Here is a 16,006-nt window from a genome sequence, read left to right on the forward strand (position 1 = left end):
TCACTCATCCTTTCTCTCCTAAAAAAATTGGTGTTATGCTTTTCTCTGCATTTAAGGACACGTGATAAGCGGATGCATCGGGTCGAGAAGAAACAACTTTTGCTAGTGTAGTGTCTGTATAATGCAGGGCAACGCCGTCATCAGCGGCGACACCGGCGATGAGCTGATGGTCGTTGATGAACTTCTGATAACTCGGCCGACGCTTCTCTTCCCCATCGTAATGGGGGCAATGACTACCCGCTAACCAACCAAGCCCTTCAATAACCTCTAATCCATCCCCATAAGAATCGGTCACGCCTTGTTCAAACCAGCAGATTGACCCGGCACTAAGGCCTGCCATTACAATTCCTTGTTGCCATGCTTCATATAAAATCTTGTCAACGCCCCATTCTCTCCATAAAGCAAGTAAGTTTTTCGTATTTCCACCTCCGACATAGACAATGTCTTTGTCTAAAATCCACGCTCTTAAGTCTCTCTTCGGCGGTCGAAACAACGACAAATGCGACGGCTCACAGTGTAAACGTTCAAAGGCAGCATAAAACCGGGCAACATAACCTTCTGAGTCCCCACTTGCCGTCGGAACGAGACAAATTTTCGGCCTCTCTTTATCCGACTGGTTCAAGATGTACTCATCGAGCAACGGATTGTCAGGCTCCATAGAGAATCCCCCACCGCCAAGAGCAATAATTTGCTTCATGTTCAAAACCTTCTTTATCCAAAAATTTGCGCCGCAATGGCGTAACGCGTGCTCGGTTCTTCTTTATTACTTAGACCATTTCTCACCATCATTTGCGCAGTGGCGTACAATTTGAAATGATTGTTGTGTAGCCAGTAATCAAGTTCAGGTTCAAAATGCGGTGTATCCATTCGAAAAGAACCCGTTTCTCCATGAACGAGGGAACAAATCATATGTGTCACTTGGCGCACGTTTTGGCAAACAATCGGTCCAATCATGACATTTTTTCTCGCACTTACCGACAGTGTATACCCTACAACTTTGTCATCTTCGATCCACACGAACGCCCGCTTTGCTGCAGCGATCCTTCTCTTTAGAAATTCATGTCGTGAGTCCCCAAAGGCTCGTTAGTCAACACGGACTACCGCTTCGAAGTCATCGGAATCATACGCACGAATATTCGGATGATTGCGTTCGTCAACACGCCCCCACACACCAACGTCCTGGCATACGTAGCTCGACACTTCAGATACCGGAACAAATCCTAATTTTTCATAAAGCGGTTGCCCTTGCCCTGTCGCAATCAATATCGTAGACGCACTTTCTGGCACAGCGTCCACACAAGCGACAGTTAACTGTCGTCCCAGGCCTCTCCCTCGCTCCGTCGGGTCGACCATCACAAGACCGAGCGTCGCAATGTTTTCTTTTTCATATGTAATGAGTGCTGCACACCCTAACAGAACACCCTTATCGTCCTTACACCCAAACACATGACCCGTAGTGAGAATTTGCCGCACGTCATTTTCACTATAGTCCCAATCAAAATCACAGATAAACGCGTGAATCGCTTTCACATCGGTTTCAGTTAAACGCTCAACTTTGTATGAATCGTTCACGCAAAGTGCTCCATGTGTTGACGGTACAACATCCAACCTGCTTGCTCCTTTTTGAACACTTCGACAGCAAGCACTGTCGTTAACAACTGACGATCTAAATGAAAATCAATCGTTGCAGTTAAAATCAGCTCATCCGGCTTTCTTAGGCTACTTTTCATATCAGTATACCGAAATTCGACACGTTTCCCTTCATATGATTGAAAGGTCTGAATATTATCTTCCCGATATTCCTCACCGTTGTAAATGCGATAAGCCACATCATCGTAATACCCGAAATACCCAACAAAAGCTTCCGAAACCCAAGCATTGATCCGTTCAACATCACCACTATTCATATCTTTACGAAACGCCTCTACCGCTTGCCAAACCTCTTCCATCTGCTTTCCCCCTCTTGTCGTTATTATACCTCATCCACCAATTACAGAAAAACGATACAAAGAAGTAGTAACTGTCTATTCGGATGCTGGAACTTTGCAACATGATAAAGGACAGGGTGCGCTCCATCGTGCGTTGTTGCTTTGTCGGAAGTGAGCGCTCCGGTGTCGGAAACGTGCACTTCTCTGTCGAAAGTGTGCACATTTTTGTCGAATACGTGCACTCTGGTGTCAATTATGTGCACTTCCCTGTCGATTACGTGCACTCCTCTGTCAAAGTGTGCGCCCCGGTGTCGATTGTGTGCACTTCCTTGTCGAAAGCGTGCACTCCTTTGTCGAATACGTGCACTTCCTCGAAAAGGCCATGATCTAGATCGCCGAAACCCTAAAATCTTCCAAATATAATTATCCTGTCGGCGCGAGCCGCGCCGAACCGAGTGCGGTTTCGCTTCGGCCCCACAGGGGCCGACGTGTCGTTGGCACTTCAGCCTGGAATCTGCGCATGAGTTTGGTAAAATCGGTCAAAAGCGCAAACTTGCGCGCAGATGGGGGAAATTCGCGCGCAAAATGACATCCAGCACATCGCTCCCCTCCAACCCAACACCCAACAGTGCAAATTAAGAAAATGTTACGTTCATTCTATATAGATCACCAACCTTCTAGACATTTCCATTACCGGCGGCGTTCCATTATTTTTGTTCTCTTTAACCCCGTACGTGAAGACATGCAGTTGGCACTTGCAATGAGAATGGTTTGGTTTTTTGGATCAAGCCCCTAACTTAAAAACCCCTCACCATAAGCGGTGAGGGGCCAACTGTAATGCATTCACAATGTGTTAGGGGGTGAGGTGTAAATGCATCGCATCAACACTTCGCTCTGTCATGTGACTTCGTTTTTATCTTGTGGTTGCACATCTAGAGCGAGTGTATGAGCGTCGTTTGTTTGAACAGAACCGAATCCGATGACCATGGCGACAAGAACAGCAATTGTAGCAACTCTTTTTACATTTTTCATTATACTTTCCCTCCAATATTGATTTCGTTTACGTTCGTTTCAAATGACCATGACAAATAGTGGTGTGCGGTGACGTAATCTTTATGGTGAATGTAATAATCAGACAGCTCTTTCGTCACTTCTTTGAGTTCAAATCGCAAGTTTTTTCGCTGTAGCAGTTTGAGCGCTTTTTCAATAGCCTGATGACTTGGTTTATCCGACACATATAGTTCTCTCGCAATCAGGCTACGGGATACGTACTCTAGCAGTCCTTCGGGTTGATCGATAAGCGATTTCTCTACTTCATCTAACAGTTGTTTTCCTTTTTCATACTTCCCTAGCTTCAACAACGCGTATGCCAAGTTGAACGACGTCTTTACGCCGACCGTCCGCATCCGTTGATCACCTGTACGTAATGACCATTCATACAGCTCAGCTGCTTTCTCAAAATTCTTAAAGCGAAATTCATTGTTCGCCTTGCTTCGAATCGCCATTGCCTTTGTTAGTGGTTCGTGATTCGCATGAAGGATGCCTTGTTCCGCATAAGCGTTAGCGCTCGCATGGTCACCCGCTTCTGAATAAATCCCAGACTTTAAAATGTTCAGGTTCGCTTTTAATTTATCATGACAACCTGACACCTTTATCAGTTCGTACGATCGATCGACATTGTGCAACGCCGATATGTTCTGGTCTAATCGATAATAGACAAAGGCTTTTCGAAAAAAGAACTCTGCTCGTTCGTAGGCGTTTACATGTTTCATATAATTTTCTGCTTTTCTTAGCGACTGCAACGCTTCGAAATAATCTTCTGTGTTGGAAGCTACGATCGCTTGCATGAAATAATATAAATAGGTAAGCGTTTTGTCTGTCAGTTCCAACACATCTTGCTTCATCTCAATGGATCGTTGCAGATCAGGCCGAAAACTGATTTCTTCGTTAAGAATTTGGTGCTTAAAGTTTACTAGATCATAATAACATCGTACTTTTTTTGAGACAGTGCCTAAACACATATACTGATCGACTTGGCTTTTCGTTTTCCTTGCTTCTTTAAGCTCATAATGGGATAAGTTTATAAACCACTCGCCAATTTGGGTCAATACTTCAGTTTCAAAAGGGTTATTCATACCGGCATCACCACCACAAGTAAAAATGACAACTTTCCTTTACTTACAATCCGTTTGGTCCTCCTTTCCGTCTTGTGGTCGCTTCGCCTTCGTGCAGTCTCCATGCTCATCGGGATCGTAGAAAAGGATTTGATCAATGGGGAGCCTCACAAATACAGAAAACCGATACGCCACATCTGCTCTGAAAAACAACCGATATTTCTCATAATGAATGTACTGCTTTTCTGACATGCCAAGCTTTTTCGCCATTTCCTTTTGTGTAAGAGCATTTAATTTCCGAGCCTGAGCAAGTGTGAACTTCATGAGACTCCCCCCTTTCTATGACTATTTTATTACATTTAAAATGCACAAACAACAAATAAATCAGAAAAATGAAGCATTTATTGCCAATTAGTGCATTTATACTGCAAAATATGTACAATACTTCCGTTTCCTAGTACACAGCTTCTGAGGAAATCTGTACACGACCTAGCACACACGATATAATAAACACGAATAACGTGCGTTAAGGAGGGCTGATTGTTGATTAAAGATGTCGTGAAAAAGACACGAAAAGAGGCAAACATGACATTACGTGCATTCGCGAAAGTTCTGAACGTTGCGCCGACAACAGTAAGCGCATGGGAGCGAGGCGTGAATACACCACGAATGAACAAAATTAGCGAGATGAGCGAGAAATTTAATGTCAATATTCAGGATTTTTTTGCGGGTATGGCTGATCCAGACCTTGTGCACCGCGAAGGATTTGATCCACTACATACGAAACATCCCCACTTCATCGCTGAACATGAAGCCAGTTATTCTTACGTTCAGCTTCCTTATTTCCGAAACCTTGCTGCCGCAGCACTTTCGGTCATGACAGGAATTGTTGAGCAAGACCTGGAATTTGTTACATTACCAAAACAAATGATTGGCAATCATGTAGCGTCAGACGAATTGTTTGCACTCCATATTCAAAGCGAAAGCATGAACCAACTCATTCCGTATGGCTCCTTTATTATTTGCATTAAAACAGAGGACCAACATGTCGACGACGGCGATATCGTCATTATGAACAACGAAAAGCAAATGAAACTCATGCGGTACCGCTTAGTAAACGAACAAATCGTTTTTGAACCTGAAACGAATGATCCTAAATACAAAGAAGTACGCAAACAAGATTCAAGCGAAGCACGTATTATCGGCAAGGTTGTGTCGTATTCCGTAACGTTAACGTAAAAGGCACCGAAATCTCAACGGATTTCAGTGCCTTTTGTACTTATTTTTGTGTGCCATCCAACGATTCTATCCACGTTTCCAACTGTTTCCTTGGATAATATGTATTCCCGTTCACAACGACGTGGGGAACATCCGAATGGTCTTCAATGAGCTTCTTGGAGTCCTCTTTTGAAAGCCCAATGTAGTGATGAACATGACCTTGCTTAATGAGTTTTGGCTGAGGACTGTAATCTTCTTCTGACCCAAACATCTCCTTAAGCCCTTTCGCCTCTGGGTTTTTCCAGTTCTTTAATCCGTCTCCGATAAAGTACGCAGCCCCTATCATACCAATGCCAATCCAAAACAACCCATCCAAATCAACCACTCCTCTATGTATCTCATACAGTTTAAAGGTAACACAATATGAGTGCATATTGATTGAAAACAAAGAAATTTTTATAAAGGAAACGCGGTACATTGACAGCAAAAATTAAAGGGAATATTCTGTATATACAGACTCTAATTAGGAGGAATCATTGGAATGGATTTTTTGAATTCGATCGGTACAGCAAATCTCACGATGGCTGCCTTCCTCACGCTTGTTGCTCTAATCGTTTGGGCAACGGTACGAACGCTAAAAACGAAACGGTCCTAATATGATCCATCACTTCATATTTAACGGAATATTTAAACTAAATAGTGCAAACTTTAGATTTCCCTGATTTGCGCTATTGATTGTTGCTTTCCACTATAGGAGGATACTTGCAGTCCAGACTACAAGGGCAACATCGGTGGCGAAACATCTGCCACCGTGTTTTCTATGCACTCCGGAGTACAAGTGCAACATCGGAGGTCAAAAGGCGACCACCGTGTTTTCTAGGCAGTACAGACTATAAGTGCAACATCGGTGGTCAAAAGACGGCCACCGTGTTTTCTTCTATGTAGCGGAGGACCGGTCAAGACTCCTCGGTCTTACGGTAAGGTTACTGAAAAAAAGCGTCTCACTCTCTAAGTTACTCGTTAACGCGAACCAGCGTGTCCGACGTATGTGGGGATTTGAACAATATGGAGCGTTGCAATCGCAAATTATTCCCACATAGAACCATCTATGTGGGAATATAGCCTTTCTATGTGGGGATTCCTGCTAAAAATAGTTCCTAATTGAAGAAAATTCCAACATAGACAGGGTCTACGTGGGATTTTTATTTATAACAAAAGAAACACGGTTATACATTTTTCAAATTTCCCTTTTTCAGTAAATTTCTTACGACCTGCGGGGTCTCGTCTCGGCCCTTCTTCCGCAGGCGTCACCGCCTTCGGTTCCAATCAACGGTACTGAATAGGTGACGTTGTTGTACTAGAGGTTCTCCATTGTGACACTGAACGCGATTCATACACTTGGGATGTCAATAGCAGTCATAGAAGCCCTTCATTGCTACGTCTGCTGTGAACGATTAACATCGCTCTCCGATGACGTTGAACTTTAGAGCTCTAAAGGGTGGTTTACCATTGGTTCTTGAAAGAAATTCTTTAGTTCAACTTAAGTAAATTGCACTATCAGAAAGGAGCTGATTATTCATACGATCACTCATTATCTCTTTATTTAGCCTCGTTGCTCGGTTTATTCGCTTTGCCCTTTTTCTGTCCTTGGGCTCTAATTACTTAATGTAGTATCTGGATTTGCCATGATTTATTTTACCTTAACCATCCCGTTGATCGTCGTATTTGTACTACTCAGTGCGTTCGTGACGTTCCGCAACTTTTTTGTCGGCCTCATCGTATTTTTACTCGTTAGTGTGTTGATGTCTCTCATTCCTTCTCTATTATTATTAGGGTCGCTCTCCGGCGAAGCATTGCTCATCATGATCGTGTTTATGTTTTTAGGCGTCCTATATTATAGTTGCTACTCTGCACTTTCGAAAATAACCCCATCGATGCCTTAAGGCATCGATGGGGTTATTTTAATTTGTCTTTAACGTCACATTCATATCGAGCAAGCGCCTCGTAATCAAATAGGCGATGCCGCCAATGATGAATGCCCCTAACCAGTATGAAAGGACAGTTAAACCGGTCACACTCCCGACGAAGGTGAAAATCATACCCCCGAACATGGCGAAGCAGATGACAATCGCGACGAAGAAGACGGGCTTCAGTGCAGCGTACAAGATAAATTCCCCATTTCGTTCCGCCTTACTCCGTTCATACAACAAGCTGCCGATGCCGACGCTAATGACGAGCACGGTAACGGAAACGAACACATACACGAGCGGATGAATATCCATGTAATAGCCGATGCCCATAATTTGTGCAGGAAGCAACAAGTAGATCCATTCATCAGCAAACTGAACGTGACCGAGACCATGAACGTCTAAAAAGACGAGCAACAACATGGAAAACCCATACGGAAAAATGAGAAAGATAAAGGTGAGTACAATTTGCGACACCATTTCTCCAGAGATGCCTCCCATAAATAACGTGAACGCAAACGTCGCCATATAAGCAAGGACCGGGATTACATACATCTCTAATGCTTCAAACTGAACAAGTAAATCTCGGTAGTCAGAAAACCAAATGAGCAGGTATGATAGTAGCATATTAACTGTGAATATAATGAATATAGCACTCATACCGATCATCACTTTTGTAAGAAACAACTGCCGCCTTGAAAACGGGAGCGACAAACTAAAATCATGGCGTCTCGTATTACGCTCTAAGCCGATGAGCATACCGCCAAGGACGACGACGAGCAAAATCGGAAAGAACGACAGAATGTTCCCCGAAAAAATATCTCGCACAACATACTCCGTCATGTTGTTGAACACCATAGGGTCTTGTTGCTCCATTAATCGCAAATGCTGTAAATCCAGTATCGTACGTAATGGATAGATGAGAAACAATAACGTTGCAAACAGCGTCAAGATGAGCGAAGAGCTCCGCAAATCTTTCTTTAATAATCCTTTATTCAGCAATTTGTTCACCACCTAGTTTGGCCACAAACACATCTTCAAGCGTGAGCGGGAGCTCTTCATATAACAACGGGTCAGACTGTTTAATATCCGCTTCTAAGGTTTCAAGGTCCCCCTCCGCAAGACATGTATACACCCGTCCGGATTGCTGCAACATATATAACTTATCGAACAACGCTGTCGGCATCTCCTCTCGGTACACAATTTGCCACTTGCGATACGTTTCTCGCAGTTCATCAAGTTGGAATGTTTCGGCAATTTTTCCGTCTTTCATAACGAGTACTTGGTCTGCAAGCGTCTCCAGTTCATCAAGACGATGTGTCGCGATAAGAACGGAAACACCCTCTTTCGCCACTTCATCGAGTAAAAAACGGAGCAATTGTTTTTTGACAACTACATCGAGTCCGTCAGTTGGCTCATCGAGCAAAATATATTCTGGTCGGGCAGAAAAAGCAAGAATGAGTGCGAACAACGCCTTACGGCCTTTCGAATAATGCTTTACTTTTTTTGCAGCCGGCATGTTAAAGCGCGCCATCAATTCATGGAAATACTCTTGGTCGAAGTTTGGATAGATGTCTGCGTACAAAGAGACGATATGTTGAATTGAGTAGCTCTTGAGCACTTCGACCGAATCAGACACGTACAGCACCGTGCGCTTCGCTTCCGGATGCAAAAACAGACTCTGCCCGTTTAACTCCACTCCCCCTTTGTCAGGGTCAAGAATAGTAACCATCGTTTTTAGAAGCGTTGTTTTCCCAGCACCATTTCGCCCAACGATGCCCGTTACCGATCCTTTACCGACGGTAAAAGAAACATCTTGGAGCACTTGCTTCTTTCCGATCTTTTTAGACAGATGCTTCACTTCGATCATGACTTACCTCCAAACTGATTGTAATAACAGCTCACCCAATCGCGCATCACTTCTCGGTCAATCCCGGCGTAGTGGCCTTCGAGTACGACTTGCTTTACCTTTTTTCGAATGTTCTCAATATCTTTCGTCATAATCTCGCCTGGTGTTGGTTCTGCAATAAATGTGCCTCTTCCACGCACCGTCACAATGACACCTTCCCTCTCCAACTCTTGATACGCTTTACTTACTGTGTTCGGGTTCACAACAATTTCTGCAGACAGCTCGCGTACTGAAGGAATCTTCTCATCAACGGCCAAAACGCCTCTTGCCACTTGCTCCTTCACTTGATTAACGATCTGCCGGTAGATGGGCTCTCTTCCCTTCACATCAATGTTTATCATCGGCACTCCTCCATACTTCAAGGGGATTAATTGTATTAGTCGATATAGTACACTAGGTACAATGAACTGTCAACACATTAAAAAAGCGGCAGATCTCGTAAGATCCGCCGCATACTTCTACTGTTTGAGTACTTTCCAGCCGGTCATTTTTAATTGGTCAATGTAGTCTTTAGCAGGCATCTTTTCGCGATCAGTGACGAGCGGAGCCAATGAGACGAGGCATTCATCGTCCGAGTAGTTTAATGTAACTTTAGCTACTTCATAGCCATTGTGGAATCTCGAATCAAAGCCAGGGTCATCAATAATATCTCCTGCAACTGGGCGTACATTTGATTCATATGTTTTCATAAGTGTTTGGGTATTCTGCTCATTCGGCTCATCATAAACAGACGTGACAAAAACAATACAACGAATACGCATCGACATTTAGCCTCCCTTCATAAGTTTAGTATAACTATAATCAAAGGCTGAAGGGTGCACGCCTCTTTAAGAGACGTCCCCTCCCTTCCAACATCCGACCAACCACACCACTTAACCCTCCCCTTTTCGCAACAACTTATTGTCTTTTTTACCTTATAACTTAACATCCGGCTTCTCGTTCTGTAGGATAGAGGGTGAGCGTGGGAATTACGCTCACGAATCTATTCAATAAAGGAGTACGTAACGAATGTCTACACATAAGCAGACTGCTCATATTAATCCTGAAGGGCAAGAGATTGCTGAAACAATTCTTCTCCCTGGCGACCCACTTCGCGCGAAGTTTATCGCTGAGAATTATTTAGAAGATGTTGTTCAGTTCAATAGTGTGCGCAACATGTTCGGCTATACTGGCACATACAACGGTCAGCGTATTTCCGTCATGGGAACAGGCATGGGTGTGCCTAGTATCGGTATCTACTCATGGGAACTAATTAACATTTTTGGTGTCAAAAACTTAATCCGCGTCGGTTCTTGCGGCGCATTGCAAGATGACCTCGATCTTTATGATGTCATTTTTGCAATGGGTGCTTCGACAAATTCCAACTATGTAAGCCAATATCACCTTCCAGGCGACTACTCCCCAATTGCTTCTTTTGAGCTTCTCGAAAAAGCGAAGAAAATTGCGGACGAGCAAGGACAAAAAGTACATGTCGGAAACGTCCTTACGAGCGATACGTTCTACAACGCAGATGAAACTGCAGCGAAAAAATGGAAGGATATGGGTATCCTAGGCATTGAGATGGAAGCCGCCGCGCTCTATATGAACGCTGCTGCTGCCGGTGTCAACGCCTTAACGATCCTCACCGTTAGTGACCATATCTTCAAAAATGAAGAAACAACGTCCGAAGAACGCCAAAACTCGTTCACGAAAATGATGGACATCGCCTTGAACTTGGCGTAAAACTAGAAAAACGTAAAAGCGGATGCCCAGAAATTCAGGGCATCCGCTTTTTGCATGACAGGGTGCACTCTTGTACAGCCACGATCGGCACCGGAGGTGCCGATGCTATACCGAACGGTCTTCGGCATCGCTGTCGGTCGCAAGGGATTGAATATTCTAGGAGAATGATGATCTAGATCACAGATTAAATGATCTAGATCACACAAAAACCACGATTTTCTGCTCATAATTCGTGATCTATATAGAATGAACTTAACATTTTCCTAATTGCACAGTTTGTTGTTGCTTTCCACTGCAGGCGGATGCTTGCACTCCAGAGCATAAGTGCAACATCGGTGGCCAAAGTACGCCCACCGTGTTTTCTTGACCGCGGAGGACCGGCCGAGCCTCCTCGGTCTTGAGACCTGCGGGGTCTCGTCTCGGCCCTTCTTCCGCAGGCGTCACCGCCTTTCGTTCCAATCAACGGAACTGAATAGGCGACGTTGCTGAACTGGGGTTGCTCAATTTTGGCATTCAACTCGATCCGTACACTTTGGAGGTCAATAGCAGTAGATAACCATCATGGCTACGTCTATTGTAAATGATTAAGATCGATCCCAAAGTCGATGAACTTTAGGCTTTAACGGTTGGTCTACCATTCGTTCGTGAAGAAATTCTTTAGTTCAACTTATATAGACCATTTTCGGGGTGATCTAGATCATTTTTTACTGGTTTCGGCACCTCTGGTGCCGACGGGTCGCTCGGATTTGGGGATTACTAGGAGATCGGTGATCTAGATCGCGACATTAACGATCTATATGGAGTGAACTTAGCATTTTCTTGATTTGAACTCTTGGTTGGCAGGGGTAGCGCGGTGCTAGGAGAGTCAATTTGCGCGCGAGTTCCCCCCATCTGCGCAGGCGTTGGAACAAACTCCTGCGTAGATTCCAGGATGAAGTGCCAACGACACGTCGGCCCCTGCGGGGCCGAAACGAAACCGCACTCGGTTCGGCGCGGCTCGCGCCGACGTCTTGTGAGTACTTCGGGGCGGAGTTTGTACTGGTGCCCCGGTAATCTGTTCCCTAGTTTATGAGAACAGACCGCTTTTCCAGCGACTCTCCCCAACTCGAGCACAGTTTGCACTTACCAAGCTTACCTTTGCTTCTTGAAGAAAATCTTTCGTTCAACTTACATAGATCACGACTTAACAATCTAGATCACTACTTGATAATAACACCGTCAAAATTGCCTTCTAAAACGCTCTCTTCTTGTTCGTTCGTACATACGAATGATGCTAAAAGTGCAGTACGACCATTCTCTTTTACCGTTAGCTTATCTATTGTGACGTCACAGCGGATCTGCTCGTCGGCGTACACTGGTTTTTTAAAGTGGAATGTCATCGTGCGCGCGATGACGTTTTGATCTCCGCCAATCTTCGTTGGCATCGTTGCTGTGAGTAACCCTTGCAGCATGAGCCTTCCTTGTTCATCAGGATGTACATGATGGTTGCCTGTATCCATGGACAACTTAGTAAATTGTTCGACTTCTGCTCGCGTGAAGGTTCGCTCAAAGGTGATGACTTCTCCTTGTGTCATAGTCATGACTGGTCGGCCCCTTCTTTTCTTGTGTAGTTATGAAAAATCGGGATGCTTTCTCCTGACGTATTGTAAGCGACTCCGATGTTTTTCCAGCCGTACTTTTCGTAATATCCGTGCAAATCAGACGTGAGGTGCAGTGACCGGTAGCCTCTCTTCTCCGTTTCAACGAGAGCATGTCCGAGTAACTTCGCCCCGAGGGCGCCCCCTCTCATCTCCGGGTCCACGTACAAACAAGCAAGCCACGGCTGCAAATCTTGCCGGCTATTTAGGTCATTTCGTAAAAGGGCGTATGTACCGACAATCACATCGTCTTTTACGGCGATATAAAAGCTCGGAGTCCCTTCTACGTCTGTCAGAGCATGCGTCATCGCATCCTCATAAAACAGACGCCCCCCTTCTTCTCCCCACGTTTTCCAAAACAAATCAACCGCTCGTCCAAAGAGACGATCGTTTCGTACGAGCTGCTGAACACGGAGAGGCTGCCCGTCCTTAGCGTAGCGAATCGCCGCTTCTGTTGAGGCAATTAAAGATTCATCATCTTTTTCACGCCGGATTGAAAGAGCTGTCTCAAAACAAATAATGGCTTCTTCAATTCTGCCAAGCTCCAGTAAGCATTTGCCTTGATGCTGCAAAGCAAAGTCTTTGTATCGCTCATTATGACGAAGCGCCCACTCAAACTGTTCCAACGCACGCTTATGCTGTTCTGCATATTTGAACGCTTCCCCTAGCCGGATGCGGGCGACGGCCTCTCGGTGTTTATCATGATCGTGCATCGCTTCTGACACATTAAACATCAAATAATCAATCGCTTGTTCAGGCTCATTGGCAAAGCGATATAAGTTCCCTAACGCGCCCCGTAGTTGGTGTTTCTCAGAGGCTATCGTTTCGTCCGAATAAAGCAACGTTTCTAGTTCCGCAATGACGCGGTGAATTATCGCCAAGTCAGCTGTTTGTTCCCGCAAGCCAAGCGACTCGTCAAAGTAGACCGTCGCCATCGCTTTCTCCATTTGTCGCTCTACAAATTCTTTCATTCTTCATCATCCTTCGATGAGACTTGATCTGCAATGGTTGACTTTAACACGTCTCGTTCTACAACCGATTGTCCGCTCGGCTCTAAATCTTCCAAGTCCGTGTACGTATATGAACCTTGCTCATATACGCCATCTGTCGCGAAAAACGCACCCGAATCTAAGCTAATGATCCAATAGTCGTATGGCTCTCTCGATGCTTCCTTAAAAAAGAACACGTACACGTCGTCACGATTATAAACAGATTGACCGTTCACTTGTATCTCTTCTTGCGTTTCTTGTTTAAACTGAATCGTTCGCCGGGTCGGTTCTCCTTTTAACACATCCAGAATCTCTCCTTCTAAGATGGTGCTCGGAGTCCCAGTGTCTATTTCTTTAACAACCCGACCAACTTGAACTTCGGCAATCACATCCGCACGATCAATTAATTCCGGAAACGGATACACTTCGTAATCAACCGTTACCGACGTCACAACCTCATCATCTGTGTTGTTTTTATCTGAATTATCGCAACTAACGAGCAATACGACAACGAAAACGAGCAACCAACCCTTCATGAGCCTCACTCCTCACCTACTATGACGAGTTGCTGAGGAAAACGTTTCATTACGTTGATCATAATACATCCAATCGTCGGGTACAAGCGAGAACAATCAGGACTTTCGGTGTATGCAAAGGAATCTCAACACGATCAATCGAATACTTAGGAAAAGAACAAGGAGGCGTTATCGTGGACATTAAGCAAGAGGTCATCGAGCAGATCAAGCGGATGCAACATTTGCATAACCAATTCGCGCATGGAGAATACGCTGAGCTTAATCGCTATTACTCAAAGGCTTTCAACGGCTATCTATTTATGCCTACAACCGGTAAAGTCGAAACGTATGATTGGAATACGATCAAAGACGGAAACAAGCAAGCCGCCCAGCTTTACAACAGCCAACACATCTCTTTCACATACACGAACCTAGAAGTGATTGTCCAAGCACCCGAGCAAGCGGCTGTCAGTTATCGGGTTCATTTCCAAGGGGCAGATTATGAAGTGTTTGGTTTGTCACTTGAAGTATGGAAAAAAGAAGAAGACCACGTGTGGCGCATGGTCCGATGGTATGAAGAGAAAGGGGAAGCCGCCGCGCCCCTGTCATAGCATCTCAGGTTGATGGTTGGGCTTCACTCGTGAAACCCGTTCTCCTGCGCTTGAACATACCCACACCGTGTCCGGAGACCACGCCTCAGTATGCCGGTCAACGAGCCTTCGCTCTACTCGGTTCGTATACACGTTGTACCGACGAACAGAGACGCGCACTTGCTTCGTCCTCACTTTAGGCAATTGCATGGCACTCGTCACAGTGCGGACCGCAACTGATGACGGGCGCTGAATCATATAATGAAAGATTTGCCGTATCAGTAAAAATGAAGCCGCGGCAACTTGCTGAATATCAGTCACTGGCACGGAACCATTGTTCAAAATGCTAAACGTCCCGTCTTTATAATAGCTCGATCCCAACTGAGCTTGATATTGAACCGCTCCAGTGCTTAAATCATATTCAATCCATTGAATTCGTTCCTGTTTAAACATGAAATGAAGCCCAATCGCTTTCATAGGTTCGTCCTCATAAACGACAAATAAACAGTCGGTAAGGCAAAAACGAATCGTTCGTTCATCGAGCGCTACCCTTCGAACTTCTTCCACGTCACTTGGTTGAAGGATGACTCGGTCCGTATTGTCCAATTCTCGTAAACGGATAAAAACCCCCTCCATTCACTCATAGACTATGCCTCAACATGACGACTTATGAAAAGCTTCTAAGACCATAGTTTTTGAACTGGTGAAGCATCGCAGCCAGTTCCTTTGGAGACTCATGCCTCTCGTCTTTTAACCAATGTTCAATCACATCAATCGTTCCACTAATCATCAACCTTGGAATGTACTCAGGAATATTCGCCTGCCGTTCTACGTTCCACCTCCCAAGAACATAATCTTTAGCCACCTCCATGACCCGTCTTTTAAACGTCACATCTCCATGGCTACTAAGAAGCACGATACACAACTCACGCTGCTCTTCAATGTATTCGAAGATCTTCTCTGTCATGAGAAGCTCCTCCTCTTCTTCAGCAAAGTCATACTGATGAAGCGTTTCATAAAGGTCACTCTCAAATTTCTCACCAATCTGATTCAAAAGGTCATACGGATCATTAAAATGACTATAAAATGTGGAGCGATTCACATCTGCTGCTTCACAAAGCTCCTTTACCGTCACACTAGCCACTGGCTTATCTTTCAGTAAACCAATGAGAGATTCCGCGAGCACCCTACGCGTATACTTCTTTCTTCGGTCCATTACAATCCCCTCGTTTTCGTTGTTCTCCAACAGATTTATTCGACTGTGTTGGTTTCTTAACAAACATTACACAACTGTTTGTTGTTTAGACAACACTGTGTATATATAATATGAAATGTACATTTTAAACGTCAATATAGGTGGGGAACGCATTTGTTCATACAGTTCATACTTAAGTACAAAAAATCCGTTGTATTCTTT

20 protein-coding genes and 2 pseudogenes are annotated in these 16,006 nt (G+C 44.6%); 4 read left to right on the forward strand and 18 right to left on the reverse strand.

What is annotated here, in order from left to right:
• Positions 1–4 precede the first annotated feature (4 nt).
• From ACE1TF_RS06870 to ACE1TF_RS06900, 7 genes and pseudogenes are all read right to left on the reverse strand, one after another.
• Positions 5–697 carry a Type 1 glutamine amidotransferase-like domain-containing protein gene (locus ACE1TF_RS06870; protein WP_375015438.1) on the reverse strand — a complete coding sequence of 231 codons (693 nt, stop codon included), beginning with the start codon at positions 695–697 and terminating at the stop codon, positions 5–7.
• A gap of 14 nt (positions 698–711) precedes the next feature.
• A pseudogene (locus ACE1TF_RS06875) lies at positions 712–1,071 on the reverse strand (GNAT family N-acetyltransferase); the annotation flags it as partial.
• 12 nt (positions 1,072–1,083) lie between these two features.
• Positions 1,084–1,572: a GNAT family N-acetyltransferase gene (locus ACE1TF_RS06880; protein WP_375015440.1), complete on the reverse strand. Its 489-nt coding sequence runs from the start codon at positions 1,570–1,572 to the stop codon at positions 1,084–1,086.
• The gene (locus tag ACE1TF_RS06885) at positions 1,569–1,949 is read right to left on the reverse strand and encodes a DUF4440 domain-containing protein (protein ID WP_375015442.1); all 381 of its coding nucleotides are present in this window, start codon (positions 1,947–1,949) and stop codon (positions 1,569–1,571) included. The genes ACE1TF_RS06880 and ACE1TF_RS06885 overlap by 4 nt, the downstream gene beginning before the upstream one ends.
• Positions 1,950–2,825: 876 nt before the next feature.
• Positions 2,826–2,960, reverse strand: a complete 135-nt coding sequence (locus ACE1TF_RS06890) for a hypothetical protein (RefSeq protein WP_255343751.1) — start codon at positions 2,958–2,960, stop codon at positions 2,826–2,828.
• Positions 2,960–4,063: a response regulator aspartate phosphatase gene (locus tag ACE1TF_RS06895; RefSeq protein ID WP_042397048.1), complete on the reverse strand. Its 1,104-nt coding sequence runs from the start codon at positions 4,061–4,063 to the stop codon at positions 2,960–2,962. The genes ACE1TF_RS06890 and ACE1TF_RS06895 overlap by 1 nt, the downstream gene beginning before the upstream one ends.
• Before the next feature lie 39 nt (positions 4,064–4,102).
• Positions 4,103–4,366, reverse strand: a complete 264-nt coding sequence (locus tag ACE1TF_RS06900; RefSeq protein ID WP_042397046.1) for a helix-turn-helix transcriptional regulator — start codon at positions 4,364–4,366, stop codon at positions 4,103–4,105.
• A 219-nt stretch (positions 4,367–4,585) separates the two neighbouring features.
• Here ACE1TF_RS06900 and ACE1TF_RS06905 point away from each other — a divergent pair, with 219 nt between their 5' ends.
• Complete coding sequence (locus tag ACE1TF_RS06905) at positions 4,586–5,281, forward strand: helix-turn-helix domain-containing protein (RefSeq protein ID WP_375015446.1); 696 nt, start codon at positions 4,586–4,588, stop codon at positions 5,279–5,281.
• 40 nt (positions 5,282–5,321) lie between these two features.
• Here ACE1TF_RS06905 and ACE1TF_RS06910 read toward each other — a convergent pair whose 3' ends face one another.
• Positions 5,322–5,636 (reverse strand): DNA-binding protein, encoded by a 315-nt coding sequence (locus ACE1TF_RS06910; RefSeq protein ID WP_373900166.1) that lies wholly within the window; start codon positions 5,634–5,636, stop codon positions 5,322–5,324.
• Positions 5,637–6,945: 1,309 nt separating this feature from the next.
• On the opposite strand from ACE1TF_RS06910, the gene ACE1TF_RS06915 reads away from it, so the two are divergent.
• A complete protein-coding gene (locus ACE1TF_RS06915) occupies positions 6,946–7,203 on the forward strand; it encodes a hypothetical protein (protein ID WP_375015448.1) in 258 nt (85 codons plus the stop codon).
• 18 nt (positions 7,204–7,221) lie between these two features.
• Here ACE1TF_RS06915 and ACE1TF_RS06920 read toward each other — a convergent pair whose 3' ends face one another.
• From ACE1TF_RS06920 to ACE1TF_RS06935, 4 genes are all read right to left on the reverse strand, one after another.
• Positions 7,222–8,229 carry a hypothetical protein gene (locus tag ACE1TF_RS06920; RefSeq protein ID WP_042397040.1) on the reverse strand — a complete coding sequence of 336 codons (1,008 nt, stop codon included), beginning with the start codon at positions 8,227–8,229 and terminating at the stop codon, positions 7,222–7,224.
• Positions 8,219–9,097, reverse strand: a complete 879-nt coding sequence (locus ACE1TF_RS06925) for an ABC transporter ATP-binding protein (protein WP_042397035.1) — start codon at positions 9,095–9,097, stop codon at positions 8,219–8,221. Before ACE1TF_RS06925 ends, ACE1TF_RS06920 begins: the two co-directional genes overlap by 11 nt.
• The gene (locus ACE1TF_RS06930) at positions 9,094–9,477 is read right to left on the reverse strand and encodes a GntR family transcriptional regulator (protein WP_042397033.1); all 384 of its coding nucleotides are present in this window, start codon (positions 9,475–9,477) and stop codon (positions 9,094–9,096) included. The genes ACE1TF_RS06925 and ACE1TF_RS06930 overlap by 4 nt, the downstream gene beginning before the upstream one ends.
• Before the next feature lie 117 nt (positions 9,478–9,594).
• The gene (locus ACE1TF_RS06935) at positions 9,595–9,897 is read right to left on the reverse strand and encodes a hypothetical protein (RefSeq protein ID WP_375015451.1); all 303 of its coding nucleotides are present in this window, start codon (positions 9,895–9,897) and stop codon (positions 9,595–9,597) included.
• Positions 9,898–10,144: 247 nt separating this feature from the next.
• Between ACE1TF_RS06935 and deoD the strand changes: the two genes are divergently transcribed.
• On the forward strand, positions 10,145–10,858 hold the full coding sequence (gene deoD, locus ACE1TF_RS06940) for a purine-nucleoside phosphorylase (RefSeq protein WP_042397030.1): 714 nt from the start codon (positions 10,145–10,147) through the stop codon (positions 10,856–10,858).
• Between the two features lie 1,199 nt (positions 10,859–12,057).
• On the opposite strand, the gene ACE1TF_RS06945 is transcribed toward deoD, so the two are convergent.
• The 4 genes and pseudogenes from ACE1TF_RS06945 to ACE1TF_RS06960 all read right to left on the reverse strand — a co-directional run bounded on the left by ACE1TF_RS06945 (position 12,058) and on the right by ACE1TF_RS06960 (position 14,020).
• On the reverse strand, positions 12,058–12,438 hold the full coding sequence (locus ACE1TF_RS06945) for an FAS1-like dehydratase domain-containing protein (RefSeq protein WP_375015454.1): 381 nt from the start codon (positions 12,436–12,438) through the stop codon (positions 12,058–12,060).
• Positions 12,435–12,938: a GNAT family N-acetyltransferase gene (locus ACE1TF_RS06950; protein WP_375015680.1), complete on the reverse strand. Its 504-nt coding sequence runs from the start codon at positions 12,936–12,938 to the stop codon at positions 12,435–12,437. Before ACE1TF_RS06950 ends, ACE1TF_RS06945 begins: the two co-directional genes overlap by 4 nt.
• Before the next feature lie 51 nt (positions 12,939–12,989).
• A pseudogene (locus ACE1TF_RS06955) lies at positions 12,990–13,466 on the reverse strand (hypothetical protein); the annotation flags it as partial.
• A complete protein-coding gene (locus ACE1TF_RS06960) occupies positions 13,463–14,020 on the reverse strand; it encodes a hypothetical protein (RefSeq protein WP_375015456.1) in 558 nt (185 codons plus the stop codon). The gene ACE1TF_RS06960 and the pseudogene ACE1TF_RS06955, both read right to left, overlap by 4 nt.
• Before the next feature lie 173 nt (positions 14,021–14,193).
• Here ACE1TF_RS06960 and ACE1TF_RS06965 point away from each other — a divergent pair, with 173 nt between their 5' ends.
• Positions 14,194–14,610 carry a hypothetical protein gene (locus ACE1TF_RS06965; protein ID WP_042397019.1) on the forward strand — a complete coding sequence of 139 codons (417 nt, stop codon included), beginning with the start codon at positions 14,194–14,196 and terminating at the stop codon, positions 14,608–14,610.
• Here ACE1TF_RS06965 and ACE1TF_RS06970 read toward each other — a convergent pair.
• Positions 14,605–15,225 (reverse strand): hypothetical protein, encoded by a 621-nt coding sequence (locus ACE1TF_RS06970; protein ID WP_375015458.1) that lies wholly within the window; start codon positions 15,223–15,225, stop codon positions 14,605–14,607. The two genes, ACE1TF_RS06965 and ACE1TF_RS06970, sit on opposite strands and share 6 nt — an antisense overlap.
• 31 nt (positions 15,226–15,256) lie before the next feature.
• The gene (locus tag ACE1TF_RS06975) at positions 15,257–15,805 is read right to left on the reverse strand and encodes a TetR/AcrR family transcriptional regulator (RefSeq protein ID WP_375015460.1); all 549 of its coding nucleotides are present in this window, start codon (positions 15,803–15,805) and stop codon (positions 15,257–15,259) included.
• Between the last annotated feature and the right edge of the window lie 201 nt (positions 15,806–16,006).

Origin of the sequence: Geomicrobium sp. JSM 1781026 (assembly GCF_041949955.1) — a bacterium.
Lineage (GTDB): Bacteria > Bacillota > Bacilli > Bacillales > Marinococcaceae > Geomicrobium_A.